At 72.0% G+C, this 17,760-nt stretch carries 13 protein-coding genes; 7 read left to right on the forward strand and 6 right to left on the reverse strand.

The annotated features are described in order from the left end of the window. Positions 1 to 60: 60 nt before the first annotated feature. The 3 genes from AC1DP3_RS02235 to AC1DP3_RS02245 are packed head-to-tail and all read right to left on the reverse strand — an operon-like array spanning position 61 to position 3,366. The gene (locus tag AC1DP3_RS02235) at positions 61 to 930 is read right to left on the reverse strand and encodes an NYN domain-containing protein (RefSeq protein ID WP_477290872.1); all 870 of its coding nucleotides are present in this window, start codon (positions 928 to 930) and stop codon (positions 61 to 63) included. A gap of 1 nt (position 931) precedes the next feature. Beyond that, positions 932 to 1,930 carry a Gfo/Idh/MocA family protein gene (locus AC1DP3_RS02240; protein WP_477290874.1) on the reverse strand — a complete coding sequence of 333 codons (999 nt, stop codon included), beginning with the start codon at positions 1,928 to 1,930 and terminating at the stop codon, positions 932 to 934. 29 nt (positions 1,931 to 1,959) lie between these two features. Then, entirely contained in the window at positions 1,960 to 3,366 is a 1,407-nt protein-coding gene (locus AC1DP3_RS02245; protein ID WP_477290876.1) for an O-acetylhomoserine aminocarboxypropyltransferase/cysteine synthase family protein, read from the reverse strand. Between the two features lie 105 nt (positions 3,367 to 3,471). On the opposite strand from AC1DP3_RS02245, the gene AC1DP3_RS02250 reads away from it, so the two are divergent. Continuing rightward, on the forward strand, positions 3,472 to 4,329 hold the full coding sequence (locus tag AC1DP3_RS02250) for a sulfurtransferase (RefSeq protein WP_477290878.1): 858 nt from the start codon (positions 3,472 to 3,474) through the stop codon (positions 4,327 to 4,329). Here the strand turns inward: AC1DP3_RS02250 and AC1DP3_RS02255 are convergent. Together AC1DP3_RS02255 and hrpA are read right to left on the reverse strand one after the other, a co-directional pair. Then, on the reverse strand, positions 4,326 to 5,267 hold the full coding sequence (locus AC1DP3_RS02255; RefSeq protein ID WP_477290880.1) for an NADP-dependent oxidoreductase: 942 nt from the start codon (positions 5,265 to 5,267) through the stop codon (positions 4,326 to 4,328). The genes AC1DP3_RS02250 and AC1DP3_RS02255 overlap by 4 nt on opposite strands. Positions 5,268 to 5,491: 224 nt before the next feature. Continuing rightward, positions 5,492 to 9,424: an ATP-dependent RNA helicase HrpA gene (gene hrpA / locus AC1DP3_RS02260; RefSeq protein ID WP_477290882.1), complete on the reverse strand. Its 3,933-nt coding sequence runs from the start codon at positions 9,422 to 9,424 to the stop codon at positions 5,492 to 5,494. A 222-nt stretch (positions 9,425 to 9,646) separates the two neighbouring features. On the opposite strand from hrpA, the gene AC1DP3_RS02265 reads away from it, so the two are divergent. Beyond that, a complete protein-coding gene (locus AC1DP3_RS02265; protein ID WP_477290884.1) occupies positions 9,647 to 10,483 on the forward strand; it encodes an aldo/keto reductase in 837 nt (278 codons plus the stop codon). Positions 10,484 to 10,494: 11 nt separating this feature from the next. Next, positions 10,495 to 12,333: a thioredoxin domain-containing protein gene (locus AC1DP3_RS02270; RefSeq protein ID WP_477290886.1), complete on the forward strand. Its 1,839-nt coding sequence runs from the start codon at positions 10,495 to 10,497 to the stop codon at positions 12,331 to 12,333. A 171-nt stretch (positions 12,334 to 12,504) separates the two neighbouring features. Here AC1DP3_RS02270 and AC1DP3_RS02275 read toward each other — a convergent pair whose 3' ends face one another. Then, the gene (locus AC1DP3_RS02275; protein ID WP_477290888.1) at positions 12,505 to 13,740 is read right to left on the reverse strand and encodes a glutamyl-tRNA reductase; all 1,236 of its coding nucleotides are present in this window, start codon (positions 13,738 to 13,740) and stop codon (positions 12,505 to 12,507) included. 22 nt (positions 13,741 to 13,762) lie between these two features. Between AC1DP3_RS02275 and hemE the strand changes: the two genes are divergently transcribed. From hemE to hemC, 4 genes are all read left to right on the forward strand, one after another. Beyond that, the gene (gene hemE / locus AC1DP3_RS02280; protein WP_477290890.1) at positions 13,763 to 14,833 is read left to right on the forward strand and encodes a uroporphyrinogen decarboxylase; all 1,071 of its coding nucleotides are present in this window, start codon (positions 13,763 to 13,765) and stop codon (positions 14,831 to 14,833) included. Further along, positions 14,823 to 16,097 (forward strand): protoporphyrinogen/coproporphyrinogen oxidase, encoded by a 1,275-nt coding sequence (locus tag AC1DP3_RS02285; RefSeq protein WP_477290892.1) that lies wholly within the window; start codon positions 14,823 to 14,825, stop codon positions 16,095 to 16,097. Before hemE ends, AC1DP3_RS02285 begins: the two co-directional genes overlap by 11 nt. A gap of 8 nt (positions 16,098 to 16,105) precedes the next feature. Further along, positions 16,106 to 16,792: a hydrogen peroxide-dependent heme synthase gene (hemQ, locus tag AC1DP3_RS02290; RefSeq protein ID WP_477291841.1), complete on the forward strand. Its 687-nt coding sequence runs from the start codon at positions 16,106 to 16,108 to the stop codon at positions 16,790 to 16,792. A gap of 64 nt (positions 16,793 to 16,856) precedes the next feature. Beyond that, positions 16,857 to 17,756 (forward strand): hydroxymethylbilane synthase, encoded by a 900-nt coding sequence (gene hemC / locus AC1DP3_RS02295; RefSeq protein ID WP_477290894.1) that lies wholly within the window; start codon positions 16,857 to 16,859, stop codon positions 17,754 to 17,756. Positions 17,757 to 17,760: the final 4 nt, after the last annotated feature.

Genomic DNA, 17,760 nt, shown 5'->3' on the forward strand with positions numbered 1-17,760 from the left:
GGAGGGTGAAGCCGCCCCATCCGCGGTGTGACGCGGGCGGTGGGGAGGCGGGGGGTGGTGTCAGCGTCCGACGAGACGAACCCGCACGATGTTCGTCGATTCGTCGAGTTCGGCGACGGTCGGATGCGCCTTCACGAAGTCCGAGAACGATTTGTGGCCCAGGCCCTTCTCGGTGAAGGACGGGTCCATGCGCTTCAGCAGGTTCTTCACGGCCGAGAGATGGACCCAGTCCTCGTCGGTCCGCTCATGCTCGAGGCGCAGGGCGCGCGAGAGCAGTTCGCCGGAGGGATCGGGCTCGGTCTTCTTTGTCCGCTTTGCCCGAACGGGAGCAGCGGCATCCGTCGTCTTGGCAGTCACCGGCACAGAAACACCCGGGAGCGAGTCGTACGAGTCGAACTGGTCGCATGCCGCCGCGAGCGACTTGGCGGTGGACCCCGCGACCCCGACCCCGACGACGAACCGGCCGAGGCGCTTGCACCGCTGCGCCAGCGGCACGTAGTCGCTGTCACCCGCGACCACCACGACGTGCGTGAGGTCGGGGAGGCGGAACATGTCTTCGACCGCGTCCACTGCGAGCCGGATGTCGGCGCCGTTCTTCGCGTACGCCGCCGCCGGAAACAGCTGCACCAGATCGATGGCACGTGCGACGAGCTGGCTGCGGTACACCGCATTGACCGGTGCCGACCAGTCGGCGTACGCGCGCGTCAGGACGAGGGTGCCGAAGGATGCCGCGTAGTCGATGATCGCGCCGACGTCGATGGTCGCCGCGCTCAGGCGCTGGGCGATCTCCGAGTCGGCGGCGCCGCCCTCGCTGATCCGCTGACGATCGCGGGAGTACGAGTTGCGGCCGTGGACCCGGTCGTACCACGACATCACGATGTTGTCGAAGTCGAGGTAGACCGCCACGCGGGGAGTCGTCGGATCGGGCACGTCAGCCTTCTTGGGGGTAGCGGACGCCGATGAGGGCCCGGATGTCGTCGAGCGTCTGCATGATCGCGACGGTCTCGTCGATTCCGAGCAGGTCGCTGTCGGTCCTGCCCTCGGCGATGAAGCGCTCGGCCGCGATCGCCTGGAACTGCATGCCGCGCCCCTCGTTCTGTGATACGTACTCCTCGAGGACGGTCCCGTCGGGCGCGACGACGCGGAACGTCGTCGGGTTGTACCAGGTGCGGTCGATGTCGATGCGGGCCTTCGTGCCGAGGATGTGCGCCGTGTTGGGGCCCGCCGACCGCGCGGCGGAGATCGTCGTCGAGACCGCTCCGCCCGCGTGGGTGAAGGTCGTCGCGACCTCGCTGTCGACGCCGGTCTCGATCAGCTGGGCGGACGCCGTGATCGACGTCGGTGCGCCGAGGATGTCCCAGGCGAAGGACACCGGGTAGATGCCGAGGTCGAGCAGTGCACCGCCGCCGAGCTCGATCGCGTTCAGGCGGTGGGTCGGGTCGGTCGTGATGCTCTGGGTGTGGTCCGCGAAGAGCGCGCGCACCTCGCCGAGGTCGCCCGAGGCGACGATCTCGCGGATGCGGATCATGTGCGGCAGGTACCGCGTCCACATCGCCTCCATCGCGAGGAGGCCCTTCGCTCGCGCGACGTCGCGGACGCGCGCGGCCTCTGCCGCCGTCAGCGTGAACGGCTTCTCGACGAGCACGTGCTTTCCGTGCTCGAGGGCGAGGATGGCGTTGTCGGCGTGGGCCGGATGCGGGGTCGCGATGTAGACGATGTCGACGTCGGGGTCCTGCACGAGCGCCTCGTAGGAATCATGCGCGTTCGGGATGCCGTACTCGTCTGCGAAGGCACGGGATGCCTCGGCACGGCGGGAGCCGACGGCGGCGACGTGGAGGCCCGCCGTGCGCAGATCCCGCGTGAAGGCGTGCGCGATGCCGCCTGTCGCGAGGATTCCCCAGCGGAGACCGGTCGAATCAGGTGAAGTCATGGTGTCGAGCGTAGCGACACCCTGCGCTGCTACCGGTGCTCGGGCTCGCGGAGGTTGCGGCCCAGCGCAGCCTCGGGGTGGGCGGTGAAAGCCGCATCGAGCGAGCGCGCGAGATCGGCGATGACATCCGCCGGGTCCTCCAGGCCGATGGAGAGCCGGAGCGTCGTCGGCGAGATGCCGCTCTCAGCGGCCTGCTCCGGTGTCAGATGGCTGTGGGTCATCGACGCGGGGTGGTTCACCAGGCTTCGTGCGTCGCCGATGTTGGCGACGAGCTTCACGATCTCGAGGCCGTCGACGACCTGCTGGATGCGCGCCCAATCCAGGTCGGCATCTCCCGAGGAGGCGAGATCGAACGAGAAGACCGCCGATGTGCCGCGCGGCAGGTAGCGCTCGGCTGCCGCGTGCCACGGGCTCGAGGGGAGTCCGGGGTGATGCACGCGGGCGACGGCCGGATGCGCCTCGAGGAACTCGGCGACGGCGAGCGCCGACATGCTGTGCCGGTGCATGCGCAGGTCGAGCGTCTCGAGTCCCTGGAGGAACTGGAACGAGCCCCACGCCGACAGGGTCGGGCCGAAGTCGTGCACGAACTTCGTCTTGATGTACACCGCGACGGCGAGTCCCTCGGGGCCGAAGCGATCCCAGAGCACCAGGTCGCCGAAACGGGGATACGGCTTCGTGTACTGCGGCCAGCGCTCGGGGTCGGCGCCGAAGTCGAAAGATCCGATGTCGACGACGAGCCCGCCGAGGGCGATGCCGTGGCCCCCGATGTACTTCGTGGCGGAGTGCACCACGAAGTCGGCGCCGAAGTCGCCCGGACGCAGCAGGTACGGGGTCGCGACGGTGTTGTCGACCACCAGGGGCACGCCGACCTCGTGGGCGATGTCGGCGATGCGGCGGACGTCGAGGACGGTCGCGAGGGGATTCGTGATCGACTCGGCGAAGAACAGGCGCGTCTCGGGGCGGGCGGCGGCCCGCCAGCCGTCGAAGTCGTCCTGGTCGACGAACGTGACGTCGATGCCGAAATCGGCGAGCGAGTCATCGAGCAGATCGATCGTGCCGCCGTAGAGCTGCTTGGCGGCCACGACGTGATGGCCGCGGGAGGCGAGGGCGAGGATCGCCGCTGCGGTGGCCGCCTGCCCGGAGGCGACGGCGACGGCGGCGCGGCCGCCCTCGAGCTTCGCGATGCGCTCTTCGAGCACCAGCTGCGTGGGGTTGGCGTTGCGGCTGTACACATTGCCGAGCTTGGTGAGCGCGAAGACGTCGCGGGCGTCGGCGAGCGACGCGAACTCGTAGGCGTTCGACTGGTAGATCGGCGGGATCGCGGTGTTCTGCGCGACGCCCGGCCGGTACCCGGCCTGCACCTGCAGCGTCGCGAAACCGGAAGGCGCAGATGCCTGGCCGCCGGTGTCGGGGCGCGAGGAGGGCGTGTCGGTCATCCGCATATCGTCACACGCGCGATGCCCCGCGGCGGAATGCTGTTTCGCACTGTTTCAGCGCGAATCGCGGCCGCTCGCCTCTGCCTGCCGTGTGAGGATGCCGGTATGGCGACCTTTCCCCTCATCTCCGTCCACGAGCTCCACACGCGCCTGGAGGCAGGCGACGTCATTCGGCTGCTGGATGTCCGGTACCGCCTCGAGCAGCCGGACGGTCGTTCGGAGTATGTCGCAGGCCATCTCCCGGGAGCCGTCTTCGTCGACATGGACACCGAGCTCGCCACGCACGGCGACCCGTCGGAGGGCCGGCATCCGCTCCCGTCCCGCGACGTGCTGCAGGACGCCGCGCGCCGCTGGGGGCTGGATTCCGGAGATTCCGTGGTGGTCTACGACGACTATCGGTCGGTGTCCGCCGCGCGGGCCTGGTGGCTCCTGGCCCGATCCGGGATGGAGGACGTGCGGGTGCTCGACGGCGGGCTGGCGGCGTGGAAGGCGGCGGGACTTCCGCTCGAGACGGGCGAGGTGACGCCCGCGCCAGGCTCGGTCGAGCTGGGCGCGCTGACCGGGGGAGTCGCGACGATCGACGAGGCCGAGGCGTGGCCCGCTCGCGGGGTGCTGGTCGATGTGCGCGCACCCGAGCGGTATCGCGGCGAGACCGAGCCGTACGACCCGATCGCGGGCCACATCCCGGGGGCGGTGAATCTGCCCGCGGGCGCGTACCTGGACGGCGAGGGCTTCGCGGACCGCGAGGCGATCCGCCAAGCCCTCGCCGGTGCCGGGGTGACGGACGAGTCGCCCGTGGCCGCATACTGCGGTTCCGGGCTGACCGCCGCGCATCTCGCACTGGCCGGGGCGGTCGCCGGGGTCGAGGTCGCCGTCTTCCCCGGGTCGTGGAGCCAGTGGTCCAACACTCCGGGCCGTCCCGTGGCGACGGGGCCGACGCCTCGCGGTGAGGTCTCCGCTTAGGGAACCAGGACCACCTTCCCCGAGACGCCGTCCTGCACCGCCTGATGGGCATGCGCCGCGTCGGCGAGGGCGAAGGCAGGTCCGAGTTCGATCGAGAAGGCGCCCGCGCCGAGCAGCGCCAGCACGACCGGCACCGCTTCGGCACGCCACGCGAGCTGCTGGGCCGTCAGCGGCTCGGGGCTGCCGCCGCTGAACGCGCGGATGCCGTAGCCCGCGGCATCCCGTCCCCGGACGATCGTCGCGATGCGGCTCTTGTCGTCCAGCAGCTCTACGGAGCTCTCGAGTGCTTCGTCGGTGCCTGCGGCGTCGACGATCACGGTCACGCCCTGAGGCGCCGCACCGCGTACCCGGTCCGCCAGACCTTCGCCGTAGGCGACAGGGGTCGCGCCGAGTTCGCGAACGCGGTCGAAGCGAGCCTCGGAGGCGGTCGCGATCACGGTCGCCCCCCAGATGCCGGCGAACTGGATGATGGCCTGCCCGACCGAACCCGACCCTCCGTGGACGAGGAGTGTGTCGTCGGCGCGGACGCCCAGCGAGCGGAGGGTCTGGTACGCGGTGCCGACCGGGACGCCGAGTGCGGCGGCTTCGGCGGCCGAGACGGTCGGCGGGCGGAGGAAGGCGTTCGCCGCGGGGATCACCGTGTCGGTCGCGTACGCGGCCCGCGCCCCGAAGGCGGCCACGGGGTCGCCGACGCGGAACCCGTCGACGTCGGCGCCGACGGCCGTGACGACGCCTCCGAGGTCGGAGCCCACGGTGCGAGGTTCGGTGATCGCGCCGGTCGGACGGGCGCCGGAGCGGATCTTCCAGTCGATCGGGTTCACACCGGCCGCCTCGACGCGGACGGCGATCTCGCCCGGTCCGGGCTGAGGGTCGGGTGTCTCGGTCAGGGTGAGGACCTCGGGTCCGCCGAACTCTGTGTACGTGATCGCGTGTGCCATGTCAGGGGCAACCTTTCCGGGTCGGGTGAGTATTCCGGCGGACTGCGGGGAAGTTACGGCGCGACGTGCGTGTGGACCTCAGCCCTCGCGGAGTGCCACCCCCCAGCATCCCGGCACAGGCGTTCTGCCGGACGCAGGCTGATCTGCTCGCACAGGGCCTGCACACGGCAGAGCGCCTGTTTTCGGCGCGGCAGCCAGCCCGGCGCGTGACGCGCGTGCCCCGGTCACGCCTCGCGGAGGGTCTTCTGCAGTCGCTGGAGCGAAACCGGCTCGGCGGTCCCGAGCGACTGGGCGAACAGACTCACGCGATACTCCTCGAGCAGCCAGCGGGCGTGCGCGATGGAGGCGGGAGCCTCGGGCGGCGCCGGGATCACCCCGCCCGCTTCGGCGTAGAGGGCCGCCGCTCGCTCGAACTCCGTCATCCGCTGGCGATCGCGGCCCGGGTTCTCGGCGAGGCCCCGGATGCGGTCGAGTGCGCCACGGAGGTAGCGCGGGAGATGGGCGAGCCGGGTCGTTCCCGTCCGGGCGACGAATCCGGGGTAGACGAGCCCTGCGAGCTGGGTCTTCACGTCGTTGAGGGCGCCGAGCAGGGTGAGCGAGTTCTGATCGCGCACCGCCCGCTCCACCTCTCGGGACGCCGTCAGGATGCGCGCCGCGAGCGACACGGTCTGAAACGTCTCCTCCACGACAGCCGCCGAGAACGCGTCGCGGACCGCCTCGAACTCCGCGCGCGTCTGCACGATGTCTTGTGCCGTGCGGGCGATGACGGCGTCCGCGACCGCTACGCGCGCGTCCTCGATGAGTGCCTTGGCGGAGGGGTACGGAGACGCCGCGAGGGCCAGCTTCTCGGCGGACGTCAAGTGCTCGAGCACGTACGAGGCCGGTGAGGGCACGGCGAGCAGGGCCAGGCGGCGGACCCCCGCCCGAGTCGCGCGAGCGGCGGCCTCGGGGGTGGTCTCGATCCGCAGTGAGACGCTCGTCGTCTCGTCGACGACCGCCGGATAGCCGCGCACGACGCCGCCGGCCACCCTCGTGTCGACGACCTGTGGCAGGTCGCCGAACGTCCAGTCGGTGAGGCCCGCCTGCTCGGCGAATGTGACGGCCGGTGCTGCGGCAGGCTGCGGAAGCGGTCCGCGACGGCGTTCGGGCTGTGTCTGGCTGAGAGAACGGCTGACGGATGCCCGTGCCCGGCCTGCGAGCTGTGCCTGCAGGTCCGTGAGATCCCGGCTGGAGCCGACAGGGCGGCCCCGCTCGTCGACGGCGCGGAAGGACACCTGCAGGTGACCGGGGACGCGCTCGAGATCGAAGTCGGCCTCGGTGACCGGCTGGCTCGCGATGCGCTGGATGCGCACAGCGAGCGCTCCGCGAAGGCTCGCAGGGGGCAGGCCGTCGTGCGATTCCGGTCCCTGGCCGTCGAGCTCCTCGGCGAAGCGCGCAGCCCAGTCGGCGGCGGGGACGACGTGGCGGCGGATCGCCTTCGGCAGCGACCGGATGAGGCCGGCGATGAGCTCGTCCCGCATGCCCGCCACCTGCCAGTCGAAACCGTCCGGGCGCAGCTGGGCGAGCAGCGCCAGCGGCACGATCGCGGTCACCCCGTCGTCGGGCGCGCCGGGCTCGAAGCGGTAGGCGAGCGAGAGCACCTGATCGCCTTGGCGCCACCGCGCAGGGAAGTCGCGCTCGTCGCTGCGCTGCACGTCGCCGGCGAGGTCCGCTTCGGACATGTCGAGCAGCCGCGGGGTGCGGGTCGAGGCATCCCGCCACCAGGCCTCGAAGGAGCGGACGTCGAACACGTCCCGCGGGATCCGGGTGTCGTAGAAGCGGAAGACCGCCTCGTCGCCTGCGAGGATGTCGCGTCGGCGCTCGCGCTCCTCGATCTTCTCGAGCCGGCGGCGCAGCTCGAGATTGCGGCGCTCGAAGGCGGCGAGTCGCTTGTCGAGCGCGGCGGCGTCCCACTCGCCCTCGACGAGCGCATGGCGGAGGAACAGCTCGCGTGCGAGCGGCCGGTCGAAGCGCGACAGCTGCACACGACGCCGGGGGATGATCTCGACGCCGAAGAGGGTGACCTTCTCGTAGGCGGATGCCGCTCCCGCCGTCTTCGACCAGTGCGGCTCGCTCAGCGAGCGCTTCGCGAGGTCGCCCGCGAGCTCCTCGGCCCACGCGGGGTCAACGGCGGCGACCGTGCGAGCGAACAGGCGCGAGGTCTCGACCAGCTCGGCGGCCATCACCGCGGCGGGGGCCTGCTTGCGCAGTCCCGACCCGGGGAAGATCGCGAAGCGCGTGCCCCGCGCGCCGACGTACTCGCGGGCGGGCTGGCGCCCCTTCGGGGGCGCATCGCCCCGGCCGCGCTGCGCCGGCCCCGCGGGCTTGCGCTCGTCGAGGATGCCGAGGTGCGAGAGCAGCCCGGAGAGGATCGCCTTGTGGATCGCTTCGGGGTCGGCCTCGCCATCCTTCGTCTTCGGGCGACCGAGCAGCGCGCCGAGCTGGCGGTGGACGTCCGCCCACTCCCGGACGCGGACGTAGTTCAGGTGCTCGGCGCGGCAGAGCCGGCGGAAGGCGCTCGACCCGAGGAGGCGCTGCTGCTCCTGCAGGTGATTCCACAGGTTCAGCAGGCTCAGGAAGTCGCTGGTCGGATCCGTGAAGCGCGCGTGCAGGCGGTCGGCCTCCTCGCGGCGCTCCTCAGGCCGCTCGCGGACATCCTGGATCGACATCCCTGCGACGATCGCGAGCACGTCGCGGAGCACCCCGGTGCGCCGCGCTTCGATGAGCATGCGGGCGAAGCGCGGGTCGATCGGAAGCCGCGAGATCTCCCGGCCGAGGTCGGTCAGGCGTGGACTCTCGCCCCGCTGCTCGCGCACCGCGCCGAGCTCGACGAGCAGATCGAACGCCGCCTTGACACCCCGCGAGTCGGGGGGAGTGAGGAACGGGAACGCGGAGATGTCGCCGAAGCCGAGCGACAGCATCTGCAGGATGACCGACGCGAGGCTCGTGCGCAGGATCTCGGGCTCGGTGAACTCTTCGCGCCGCGTGAAGTCCTCTTCGGAGTACAGCCGGATCGCGATGCCCGGAGAGGTGCGCCCCGCGCGCCCCGACCGCTGCTGTGCAGAGGCCTGCGAGACCGCCTCGATCGGCAGCCGCTGGATCTTGCTGCGGTTGCTGTAGCGCGAGATGCGCGCCGTGCCGGTGTCGATGACGTACCGGATGCCGGGCACGGTCAGGCTCGTCTCCGCGACGTTGGTGGCCAGGACGACCCGGCGCCTGACCCCGGCGACGGCCGACCGCTCGAACACCCGGTGCTGCTCCGCGGAGCTCAGGCGGCCGTAGAGGGGGAGCACCTCGGTGGGAGCGGCATCCTTTGCATACATGCCTCTGACGGCATCCGTCGCATCGCGGATCTCGGCCTCCCCGGGCAGGAAGACGAGTACATCGCCGGCCGGCTCGCGGTCGAGCTCCCGCAGGGCGGCGACGATGCCGTCGACATCGTCCGGCTCTCCGGCGCGGGGCGCGGCATCCGCTCCCTCCGTTCCCTCAGAGACGGTCGGGCGATGCCTGATCTCCACGGGGTACGTCCGACCGGACACCTCGATGATCGGCGCGGGGATGATCTCCGACCCGGCACCCGCGGACGGGCGCCCGAAGTGCTTCGCGAAGCTCTCGGGGTCGATCGTCGCCGAGGTGATGATGACCTTGAGATCTGGGCGCTTGGGAAGGATCCGCGTGAGGTAGCCGAGCAGGAAGTCGACGTTGAGCGACCTCTCGTGCGCCTCGTCGACGATGATCGTGTCGTAGCGGCGCAGCATCCGGTCGCGATGGATCTCGTTGAGCAGGATGCCGTCGGTCATGAGGGCGACGCGGGTGTCGGCCGACACCTTGTCGGTGAAGCGGACCTTGTAGCCCACCGTCGACCCGAGCGGCACCTGAAGCTCTTCCGCCACGCGCTCGGCGATCGTGCGCGCGGCGATCCGGCGGGGCTGGGTGTGCGCGATGCTCGTCCGGCCCAGCTCGAGGCAGATCTTGGGCAGCTGCGTCGTCTTGCCGGATCCGGTGGCGCCGGCGACGATCACGACCTGGTGGTCCCGGATCGCACGCGCGATCTCGTCCCGTGCGGCGCTGACCGGCAGCTCCGGCGGATAGACGATGACGGGTTCGGGCGCGGACATAGCCTTCCATCGTAGATCCGCCTCGGGCTTGAGTGCGGCGCCGACCGCGGCATCCCGAGACAGGTGTTCTGCCGGACACAGGCTGATCCCGCCGCAAACTGCCTGGCTGGGGCAGATCGGCTGTTTCCGGCCGGGCGCGCGAGCCGCACACGGTGCATACGCCAGATCTCCTGTTTTCGCACCCCCCGATCCGCCGCGCGACAGCGCTTCTAGGCTGGGCGGATGACGATTCCCACGGTGAAGCTCAATGACGGCACGGACATCCCCCAGCTCGGCTACGGAGTCTTTCGCGTGCCTCCGGCCGACACGGAGCGTGCCGTCAGCGAGGCGCTCGAGGTCGGCTACCGCCACATCGACACAGCGGCCATCTACGGCAATGAGGAGGGGGTGGGAGCCGCAATCGCGGGGAGCGGCATCCCGCGCGACGAGCTGTTCATCACGACGAAGCTCTGGAACGACCGTCACGACGGCGACGAGCCGCGCGCGGCGATCGGGGAGAGCCTCGAGAAGCTGGGGCTCGATCGCGTCGACCTCTACCTCGTGCACTGGCCGACGCCTGCGGCCGGCAACTACCTGCACGCGTGGGAGAAGATGATCGAGCTGCGGGATGCCGGTCTCACGACCTCGATCGGAGTCTCGAACTTCCTCGTTCCGCACCTCGAGAGGATCGTCTCGGCGACGGGTGTCGTGCCGGTCGTCGATCAGATCGAGCTGCACCCCGCCTACCAGCAGCGCGATGTCACCGACTGGGCCGCCGCGAACGACATCCGGATCGAGGCATGGGGTCCACTGGGTCAGGGCAAGTACGACCTGTTCGGCGCGTCCGCGGTCGCGGACGCCGCCTCGGCGCACGGCAAGACGCCCGCGCAGGTCGTGCTGCGCTGGCACCTGCAGCGCGGCTTCATCGTCTTCCCGAAGTCGGTGCGCCGCGAGCGTCTCGAGGAGAACCTCGACGTGCTGGACTTCGAGCTGAGCGACGACGAGGTGGCGGCGATCGACGCGATGGATCCGGGCGACGGTTCGGGTCGCGTCAGCGCGCACCCGGACGAGGTGAGCTGAGGGAGGATGCTGTGAACCCGCGCCTGTCCGCATCGGTGAGTCCGTACCTGCGCTCCCACGCGGGAAACCCGGTCGACTGGCACGTGTGGGGCGAGGAGGCGTTCGCCGACGCGAGGCGGCGGGACGTCCCCGTCTTCATCTCGATCGGATACTCCACGTGCCACTGGTGCCACGTGATGGCGCGGGAGTCGTTCGAGGATGCCGCGCTCGCCGAGCGCCTCAACGCGCAGTTCGTGGCGATCAAGGTCGACCGCGAGGAGCATCCCGAGGTGGACTCGGCGTACATGGCGGCGGCCGGAGCCTTCACCCAGAACCTCGGCTGGCCCCTGAGCGTGTTCGCGACGCCCGAGGGCGGGCCGTTCTACGCCGGCACCTACTTCCCGCCGTCTGCTCGCGGCGGGCTGCCGTCGTTCGGCCAGGTGCTCGACGCCGTGCAGGAGGCGTGGGCACAGCGCCGCGAGCACGCAGAGGGAACCGCCGCCGCGATCGCCGAGGCGCTCCGCGATGTCCGGGCTTCGGCGGCGGCCGAGGGCGGTGGGCCTCCCACGGCCAAAGCGATCGTCGAGGCGGCTCGCGCGCTCGCTGCCCGCGAGGACCCGCAGTTCGGCGGGTTCTGGGGCGGCGACCCTGCCGCGCCGAAGTTCCCGGTGGCGACCGCGCTGCGGCTGCTGCAGGGCCGGCTGGTCCGCGAGCATGCGCCCGAGGCATCCGCCGTCGCCGACCGCGCGCTCGCGGTGATGGCGGCATCCGAGTTGCGCGATCCCGTCGAAGGCGGGTTCTTCCGCTACGCGACGCGCCGCGACTGGACGGTGCCGCACTACGAGCGGATGCTGACCGACAACGCGCAGCTGCTCGACGTCGCGGTGGATGCCGGCGACGAGGCGACCGCACGCGGCATCGCGTCGTTCCTCCTGAACGTGCTGCAGCGCGCGGGGGGCGGGTTCGCGGCGGCGCAGGACTCGGAGTCGTGGATCGACGGCCGGCGCAGCGAGGGCGGGTACTACCAGCGGGATGCCGCAGCCCGCCGTGATCTGGAGCCTCCCGCCGTCGACGGAAAGGTGGTGACCGGCTGGAACGGCCTCGCGATCGGCGCCCTGGCCCGCGCCGGCGTGCGGCTCGGCGAGCCCGAGTGGCTCGAGGCGGCGCACCGGGCGGCCGACGCGGTGCTGGCGACGAACGTCGCCCCCGATGGCCTGCTCGTGCGCGCATCCCTCGACGGGGTGGCGTCACGTGCTCCGGCGACGGTCGCCGACCACGGACAGCTCGCCGATGGGCTGGTGGCACTCGCCGTCGCGCTCGGAGAACCGCATTTCGCGTTGCGCGCGCAGGAGCTCGTGGCGGCGTGCGTCGGTGACGACGGTGCGCTCACGGCGCCCGCCGGCATCGATCCGGTGCTCGCGGCCGGCGGAGTCATCGCTCCGGATGCCGCCTCCGACGGAGACGAGCCCTCAGGCGTCGCCGCGATCGCCGGTGCGGCGATCGCGCTGTGGCTGCTCGGCCGTGGCGAGACGCGGGTGCTCGCTGAGCGACTGATCGGCGAGCACGCTGCCGGTGCGCTCGAGCAGCCGCTCGCGCACGCCGCGCTGCTGCGGTCGGCCGCCACGCTGGCGGTGCCGCCGCGGCAGGTCGTGGTCGTCGCCCGCGACCCGGACGATCCCCTCGCCCGCGCTGCCCGGGGGCTGGTCGCAGACGTCGTCGCCGTGGTCACGCCGGTGCAGGCCGCCGCGTGGGCCGAGGCCGGCTTCGAGCTCTTCGCCGACAAGCGGCAGCGCGATGGCCGGGCCACTGCCTACGACTGCCGCGACTTCGCGTGCCGGCTGCCGACGACGGACATCGCCGACCTGGTCTGAAGGCCGCGCGATCTGCGGGCTCAGCCTGCATGCAGCCGGCATACCGCCCCTGACCGCGCCCAGCCCCCGACGAGGACTCGCGAACCCATGAATTGTTGCCGAACCCATGTGAAACACCTCATGGGTTCGGCAGAAACACATGGGTTCGCGAGTCCCGGGCGGGGAGCGGGCTCAGCCTGCGGCGCGTTCCTCGTCGTCGACGGCGGTGAGACCCGACGCGATGGTCAGCCCGAACACCGTCTCGAGGGCCCGCTCGTACTCGTCGAGGCGCCCGGACGCCGCGAATTCGCGCGCGCGGGCGGTGGGACCGTGCGAGAGGACGCCGGCCAGATGCCGCAGCGCCGTGGCCGCGCGGTCGTCGTCGTCGCGCAGGCGTGCGAGCTCGGCATCCAGGATCGACTGCACGTGCGTGCGCCAGGCGACGATCGCGGGAGCGGCTGCGCGCTCGGCCTTGAAAGACGCAGCGGCCGTGCCCACCACGTCGTGCGCTCCCGCGCCGAGTTCTGCCATCGACGCGTGCCGGCCGATCAACTCCAGGTCGAGCAGATCGACGCCGGGGAGGTCGCCGACAGCGGGCTCGACGTTCCGAGGGAGCCCCAGGTCGATGATGAGACGCGGGCGGGAGTCGGGGATGTCGTCCGGGCCGACGGTGTAGCGGGCGGTGGACGTGATGACGATCTGCGCGGCGCCGATCGCGGTGCGGAGGTCGTGCTCGGCACGGATCCCGTAGCGCGTGGCGAATGCGTCGGCGCGTCCGGTCGCCGAGTAGACCCGGACGTCGTCGGCGCCTCGGGCGTGCAGCGCGGCGATCGTGGTGGCCGCGTAGCGTCCGGTGCCGACGAGGAGGACGGGGACGTCGGCCCAGTCCGTGACGCGGGAGTCGGCGAGGTCGAGGGCCAGGCGAGCGAGAGAACGGCCCGCCGCGGCGAGGTCGGCCTTGGCCCGCACCTCGCGGGTGGCCCGGGCGGCGCGCTGGAAGGCCTGCTCGAGCTCGGGGCTCGAGGTGCCGGCATCCCGGGCCGATCGGAGAGCACGCTGCACCTGGCCGCTGATCTCCTCTTCGCCGACGACCATGGACTCCAGGCCCGAGCTCACCGCGAAGAGGTGACGGACGACGTCGTCGCCGCTCAGCACGAGGGCGGACGCGCGGAGGGCCTCGGCATCCGTCCCGGTGGAATCGGCGAGGGCCTCGAGCACCGCTTCGCGGGCGAGCACCGTTGCACCCGTGAGGGGCTCGTCGAGCTCGAGGTAGGTCTCGAATCGGTTGCACGTGGCGACGACAACGGCACCGCGCACGAAGTCGTGAGCGGCGAGCACGTCGGCGCCGGTCGAGCCCGCCGCCCTCGAGATGCGATCGAGGACGTCGAACCCGGTGTTCCGGTGGTTCGCCGTGAGGCAGAACAGCACCCGACGAGTTTAGCCTGGATGCGTGACCTCCCTCTTGAGCGCCTTGCCGGCGTCCCATCCGCTCGCCGACGGCCGCACGACGCATGCGCCGCTCGTGCGCGCGGCGCGCGGCGACCGCCCCGAGACCCTCCCGGTGTGGTTCATGCGCCAGGCGGGCCGGTCGCTGCCGGAGTACCGCGCGATCCGCGCCGGCACCGAGATGCTCGACTCGTGTCTCGACCCCGCGCTCGCCGCGGAGATCACGCTGCAGCCCGTGCGCCGGCATGGCGTGGATGCCGCCGTGTTCTTCAGCGACATCGTCGTGCCCGTCCTGCTCGCGGGCGTGGGAGTGCGCATCGTCGCCGGCCGTGGCCCCGTGCTCGACGAGCCCATCCGGACGGCATCCGACGTTCTGAAGCTCCGCCCCATCGAGCCGGAAGCGCTCGCGCCCATCTCGGAGGCGGTGCGCATCGTCGTGGCGGAGCTCGGCGCGACCCCCCTCGTCGGATTCGGCGGGGCGCCCTACACGCTGGCGAGCTACCTCGTCGAGGGCGGGCCCTCCAAGGAGCAGCTGCGCACCCGCGCCCTCATGCGCACCGACCCGCACACCTGGGCCGCGCTGCTGAACTGGTGCGCCGACGTCACGGGCGCCTTCATCCGGGCCCAGGCCGAGGCCGGCGCGAGCGTGGTGCAGCTCTTCGACTCGTGGGCGGGGTCCCTCTCGCGCAGCGACTACCAGCGTCGGGTGGCACCGCACTCGCGGCGCGCGTTTGATGCGCTCCGCGGCCTCGACGTGCCGCGCATCCACTTCGGCCTCGGCATGACCGAGATGCTCGACCTGCTGCCGGGCCTGGGTGCCGACGTGGTGGGCATCGACTGGCGACTGCCGCTCGACGACGCGAATCAGCGTCTCGGCGGACGTCTTCCGCTGCAGGGCAACATCGACCCGGCACTCCTCACCGCGCCGTGGCCCATCCTCGACGCGCACGTCCGCGATGTCGCCGAGCGAGGCAAGGCGGCACCCGCGCACATCGTCAACCTGGGCCACGGCGTCCCGCCGGACACCGACCCGGCGGTGCTCACGCGCATCGTCGAACTCGTGCATGCCCTCTGACGCACTCGTCGTCGGCGGGGGGATCGGCGGTCTCGTCGCGGCGCGCCGGCTCGCGCTCGAGGGGCTGTCGGTGACGCTGTTCGAGCGGTCCGGCACTCTGGGGGGCCAGGTCGCGCGGCAGCACGTCGGCGGTGCCGACCTGGATGCGGCGGCCGAGTCCTTCGCCACGCGGGGAGGTGCGGTGGTCGCGCTGCTGCACGAGCTCGGGCTCGGCGACGACATCGTCACACCTCGCCCCTCGCCCGCCTGGCTGCACCGGATCGACGGCACCGCCGTGCCGCTTCCCGCCACGAGCGTCATGGGCATCCCGGGCAATCCGCTCGCCCCCGATGTCATCCGGGCGATCGGCCGCCGGGGTGCCTGGCGAGCCCAGCTCGATCTGCTTCTTCCCGCGGGCAGGGGAGCGGATGCCGCGTCCCTCGGCGAGCTCGTGCGCGTGCGCATGGGGAGCGCGGTCGCCGACGGACTCGTGGCGCCGGTCGTGCGGGGAGTCCACTCGACAGACGTCGACGCGCTCCCGGTCGAACGTGCCCACCCTCGGCTCCGGGAGGAGCTCCGCCAGCGCGGTTCGCTCGCCGCGGCCGTCCTCGCCCTTCGCGCGTCGGCCCCCGCCGGATCGCAGGTCGCCGGCATCCGGGGTGGCATGTTCCGCCTCGTCGACGCGCTGGTGGCTGACTGCCTGCGACGTGGCGTCGAGATCGAACTCGGCGTCGACGCCCAGATCGTCGGTCCGGACGCCGTGACGGTGGGCGGTCGCCGGCGCACTGGGCTCGTCGTTCCTGCGCAGCCCGCCGCCGATCCCGCTGCCACGCGCGAGGCGACTCTCGTGACGCTGGTCGTCGAGGCGCCCGCGCTCGACGACGCTCCGCGGGGCACGGGCGTGCTGGTCGCCCAGGGGGCGCCCGGTGTGCGTGCGCGGGCGCTCACCCACCTGAGCGCCAAGTGGTCGTGGGTGGCGGAGGCGCTGCCCGGGCGGCATGCCCTGCGCCTGTCGTACGACGGCGTGCCCGACGACGCGGTCGCGGTCGCGGTGGCGGATGCCGGCATCCTCCTCGGCAGGAAGATCGATCGCGTGATCGACTCGAGTCTGCGTACCTGGGTGCGACGGAGCGCCGTGGCCGCTCCCCAGGAGGGGTCGGTGGGCGAATCCGCCGCGGGCACCGGACTCGCCTCCGTGATCGCGCACGCCGACCGCACGGCGCGCGAGCAGGCGGCCTCGTGGATTCGCCGCCGACCCGAGGGAGGGGTGAGGATGGAAGAGTGAGCGATCCGATCGACCAGCGCCCCGCCGAGAGTGCACCCGTCCCGCCCGAGTCTCGCCATTTCACGCTGTGGGCGGTGTTCCGCCGCGATCCCCACCCCGCCCCGGTCGCCGAGGGTGCGCCTGCCGCGGCCGACGTCGTCGCCGAACTGGGTTCCACGGTTCGCGCGCTGTACGACGTCTCGGGACTCCGCGCCGACGCCGACGTGCTCGTGTGGCTCACCGGAGACTCCGCCGAAGGCCTGCAGTCCGCGCTGCGTGCCCTGCGGCGCTCGCGCGAGCTCAGCTCACTGCTGCCGACGTGGAACAGCCTCGGCGTCCACCGCGACGCGGAGTTCAGCCGCGACCACGCTCCGGCGTTCGCGCGCGGCCTGGCGCCACTGGAGTGGGTCACGGTCTACCCCTTCGTGCGGAGCTACGAGTGGTACGTGCTGCCGGCCGCCGAGCGGGGCGAGATGCTCGCCGACCACGGGCGCAAGGGCCGCGAGTACCCGCAGGTGCAGTCCAACACCGTCGCCAGCTTCGCGCTCGGCGACTACGAGTGGATCCTTGCGCTCGAAGCCGATGACGTCACCGATCTCGTCGACCTCATGCGCCACCTGCGCGCGACCGAGGCCCGCCGCCACGTGCGCGAAGAGGTGCCGTTCTTCACCGGCCGCCGCATCGACGCGTCCGAGCTCGCCGAGGTGCTCTCGTGAGCAGGGGGCTGACGAGCGCTGGTCCGACGAACGCTGTTCTCGTGAGCACGGGGACGCCGCGCTCATGACCCTCCGCATCGGAACACGGGCGAGCACCCTTGCCCGCTCCCAGGCCGGCACGGTCGCGGACGCGCTCGGCGCCGAACTGGTGCTCATCGTCTCGGAAGGCGACCGCTCGACCGAGTCGCTGGCCTCGCTCGGCGGGACGGGCGTCTTCGCCACCGCGCTTCGCGAGGCGCTGCGCGCGGGAGAAGTGGATGCTGTCGTCCACTCCTTCAAGGACCTCCCGACGACCCCGGCCGACGGCCTTGCCATCGCCGCCGTTCCGAAGCGGGCGGATGCCCGCGATGTTGTCTGCGCCCGCGACGGGCTTGACCTCGCGGGGCTGCCCGAGGGTGCCCGCGTCGGCACGGGGTCACCGCGCCGGCGGGCCCAGCTCGCCGCGAAGCGCCCCGATCTCGTGCTCGTCGACATCCGCGGGAACGTCGACTCGCGGTTGGACCGCCTCACCACGGACGACCCGGAGCGCGCGCTCGACGCGGTCATCCTCGCCGCAGCGGGACTCGAGCGGATCGGTCGTCTTGACGCCGTGACCGAGTTCCTCTCGCTCGACACGTGGCCGACCGCACCCGCCCAGGGCGCCCTCGCCGTCGAGACCCGGAGGGGTGACGAGCACCTCGCCGCGGCGCTCGATCACCGGGCGACCCGCTACGCCGCCGAAGCCGAGCGGGGGGTGCTCGCCCGACTGGAGGCCGGCTGTGCGGCACCGATCGCCGCCCACGCCTTCATCGAGGACGAGCTCATGTTCCTGACGGCCCGCGTGTACCGTCCCGACGGCGGCGAGCGTGTCATCAGTTCCCACGCCATGCCTCCAGACGACGACGCGCCCGCCGAGCTCGCGGCCCGCGTCGCCGACGAGCTGCTCTCGCTGGGCGCCGCGCGCCTGGCTCCCCTCCACGACTGACCGG

The sequence above is a fragment of the Microbacterium sp. P5_B6 genome (assembly GCF_056400345.1).

Excerpts from the sequence above, each read along its gene's own strand:
- AC1DP3_RS02255 (WP_477290880.1), bottom strand. The coding sequence starts at position 5,267 with ATGGCACACGCGATCACGTACACAGAGTTCGGCGGACCCGAGGTCCTC.
- AC1DP3_RS02250 (WP_477290878.1), top strand. The coding sequence starts at position 3,472 with ATGGCGACCTTTCCCCTCATCTCCGTCCACGAGCTCCACACGCGCCTG.
- hemC (WP_477290894.1), top strand. The coding sequence starts at position 16,857 with ATGACCCTCCGCATCGGAACACGGGCGAGCACCCTTGCCCGCTCCCAG.
- AC1DP3_RS02245 (WP_477290876.1), bottom strand. The coding sequence starts at position 3,366 with ATGACCGACACGCCCTCCTCGCGCCCCGACACCGGCGGCCAGGCATCT.
- AC1DP3_RS02265 (WP_477290884.1), top strand. The coding sequence starts at position 9,647 with ATGACGATTCCCACGGTGAAGCTCAATGACGGCACGGACATCCCCCAG.
- hrpA (WP_477290882.1), bottom strand. The coding sequence starts at position 9,424 with ATGTCCGCGCCCGAACCCGTCATCGTCTATCCGCCGGAGCTGCCGGTC.
- AC1DP3_RS02240 (WP_477290874.1), bottom strand. The coding sequence starts at position 1,930 with ATGACTTCACCTGATTCGACCGGTCTCCGCTGGGGAATCCTCGCGACA.
- AC1DP3_RS02285 (WP_477290892.1), top strand. The coding sequence starts at position 14,823 with ATGCCCTCTGACGCACTCGTCGTCGGCGGGGGGATCGGCGGTCTCGTC.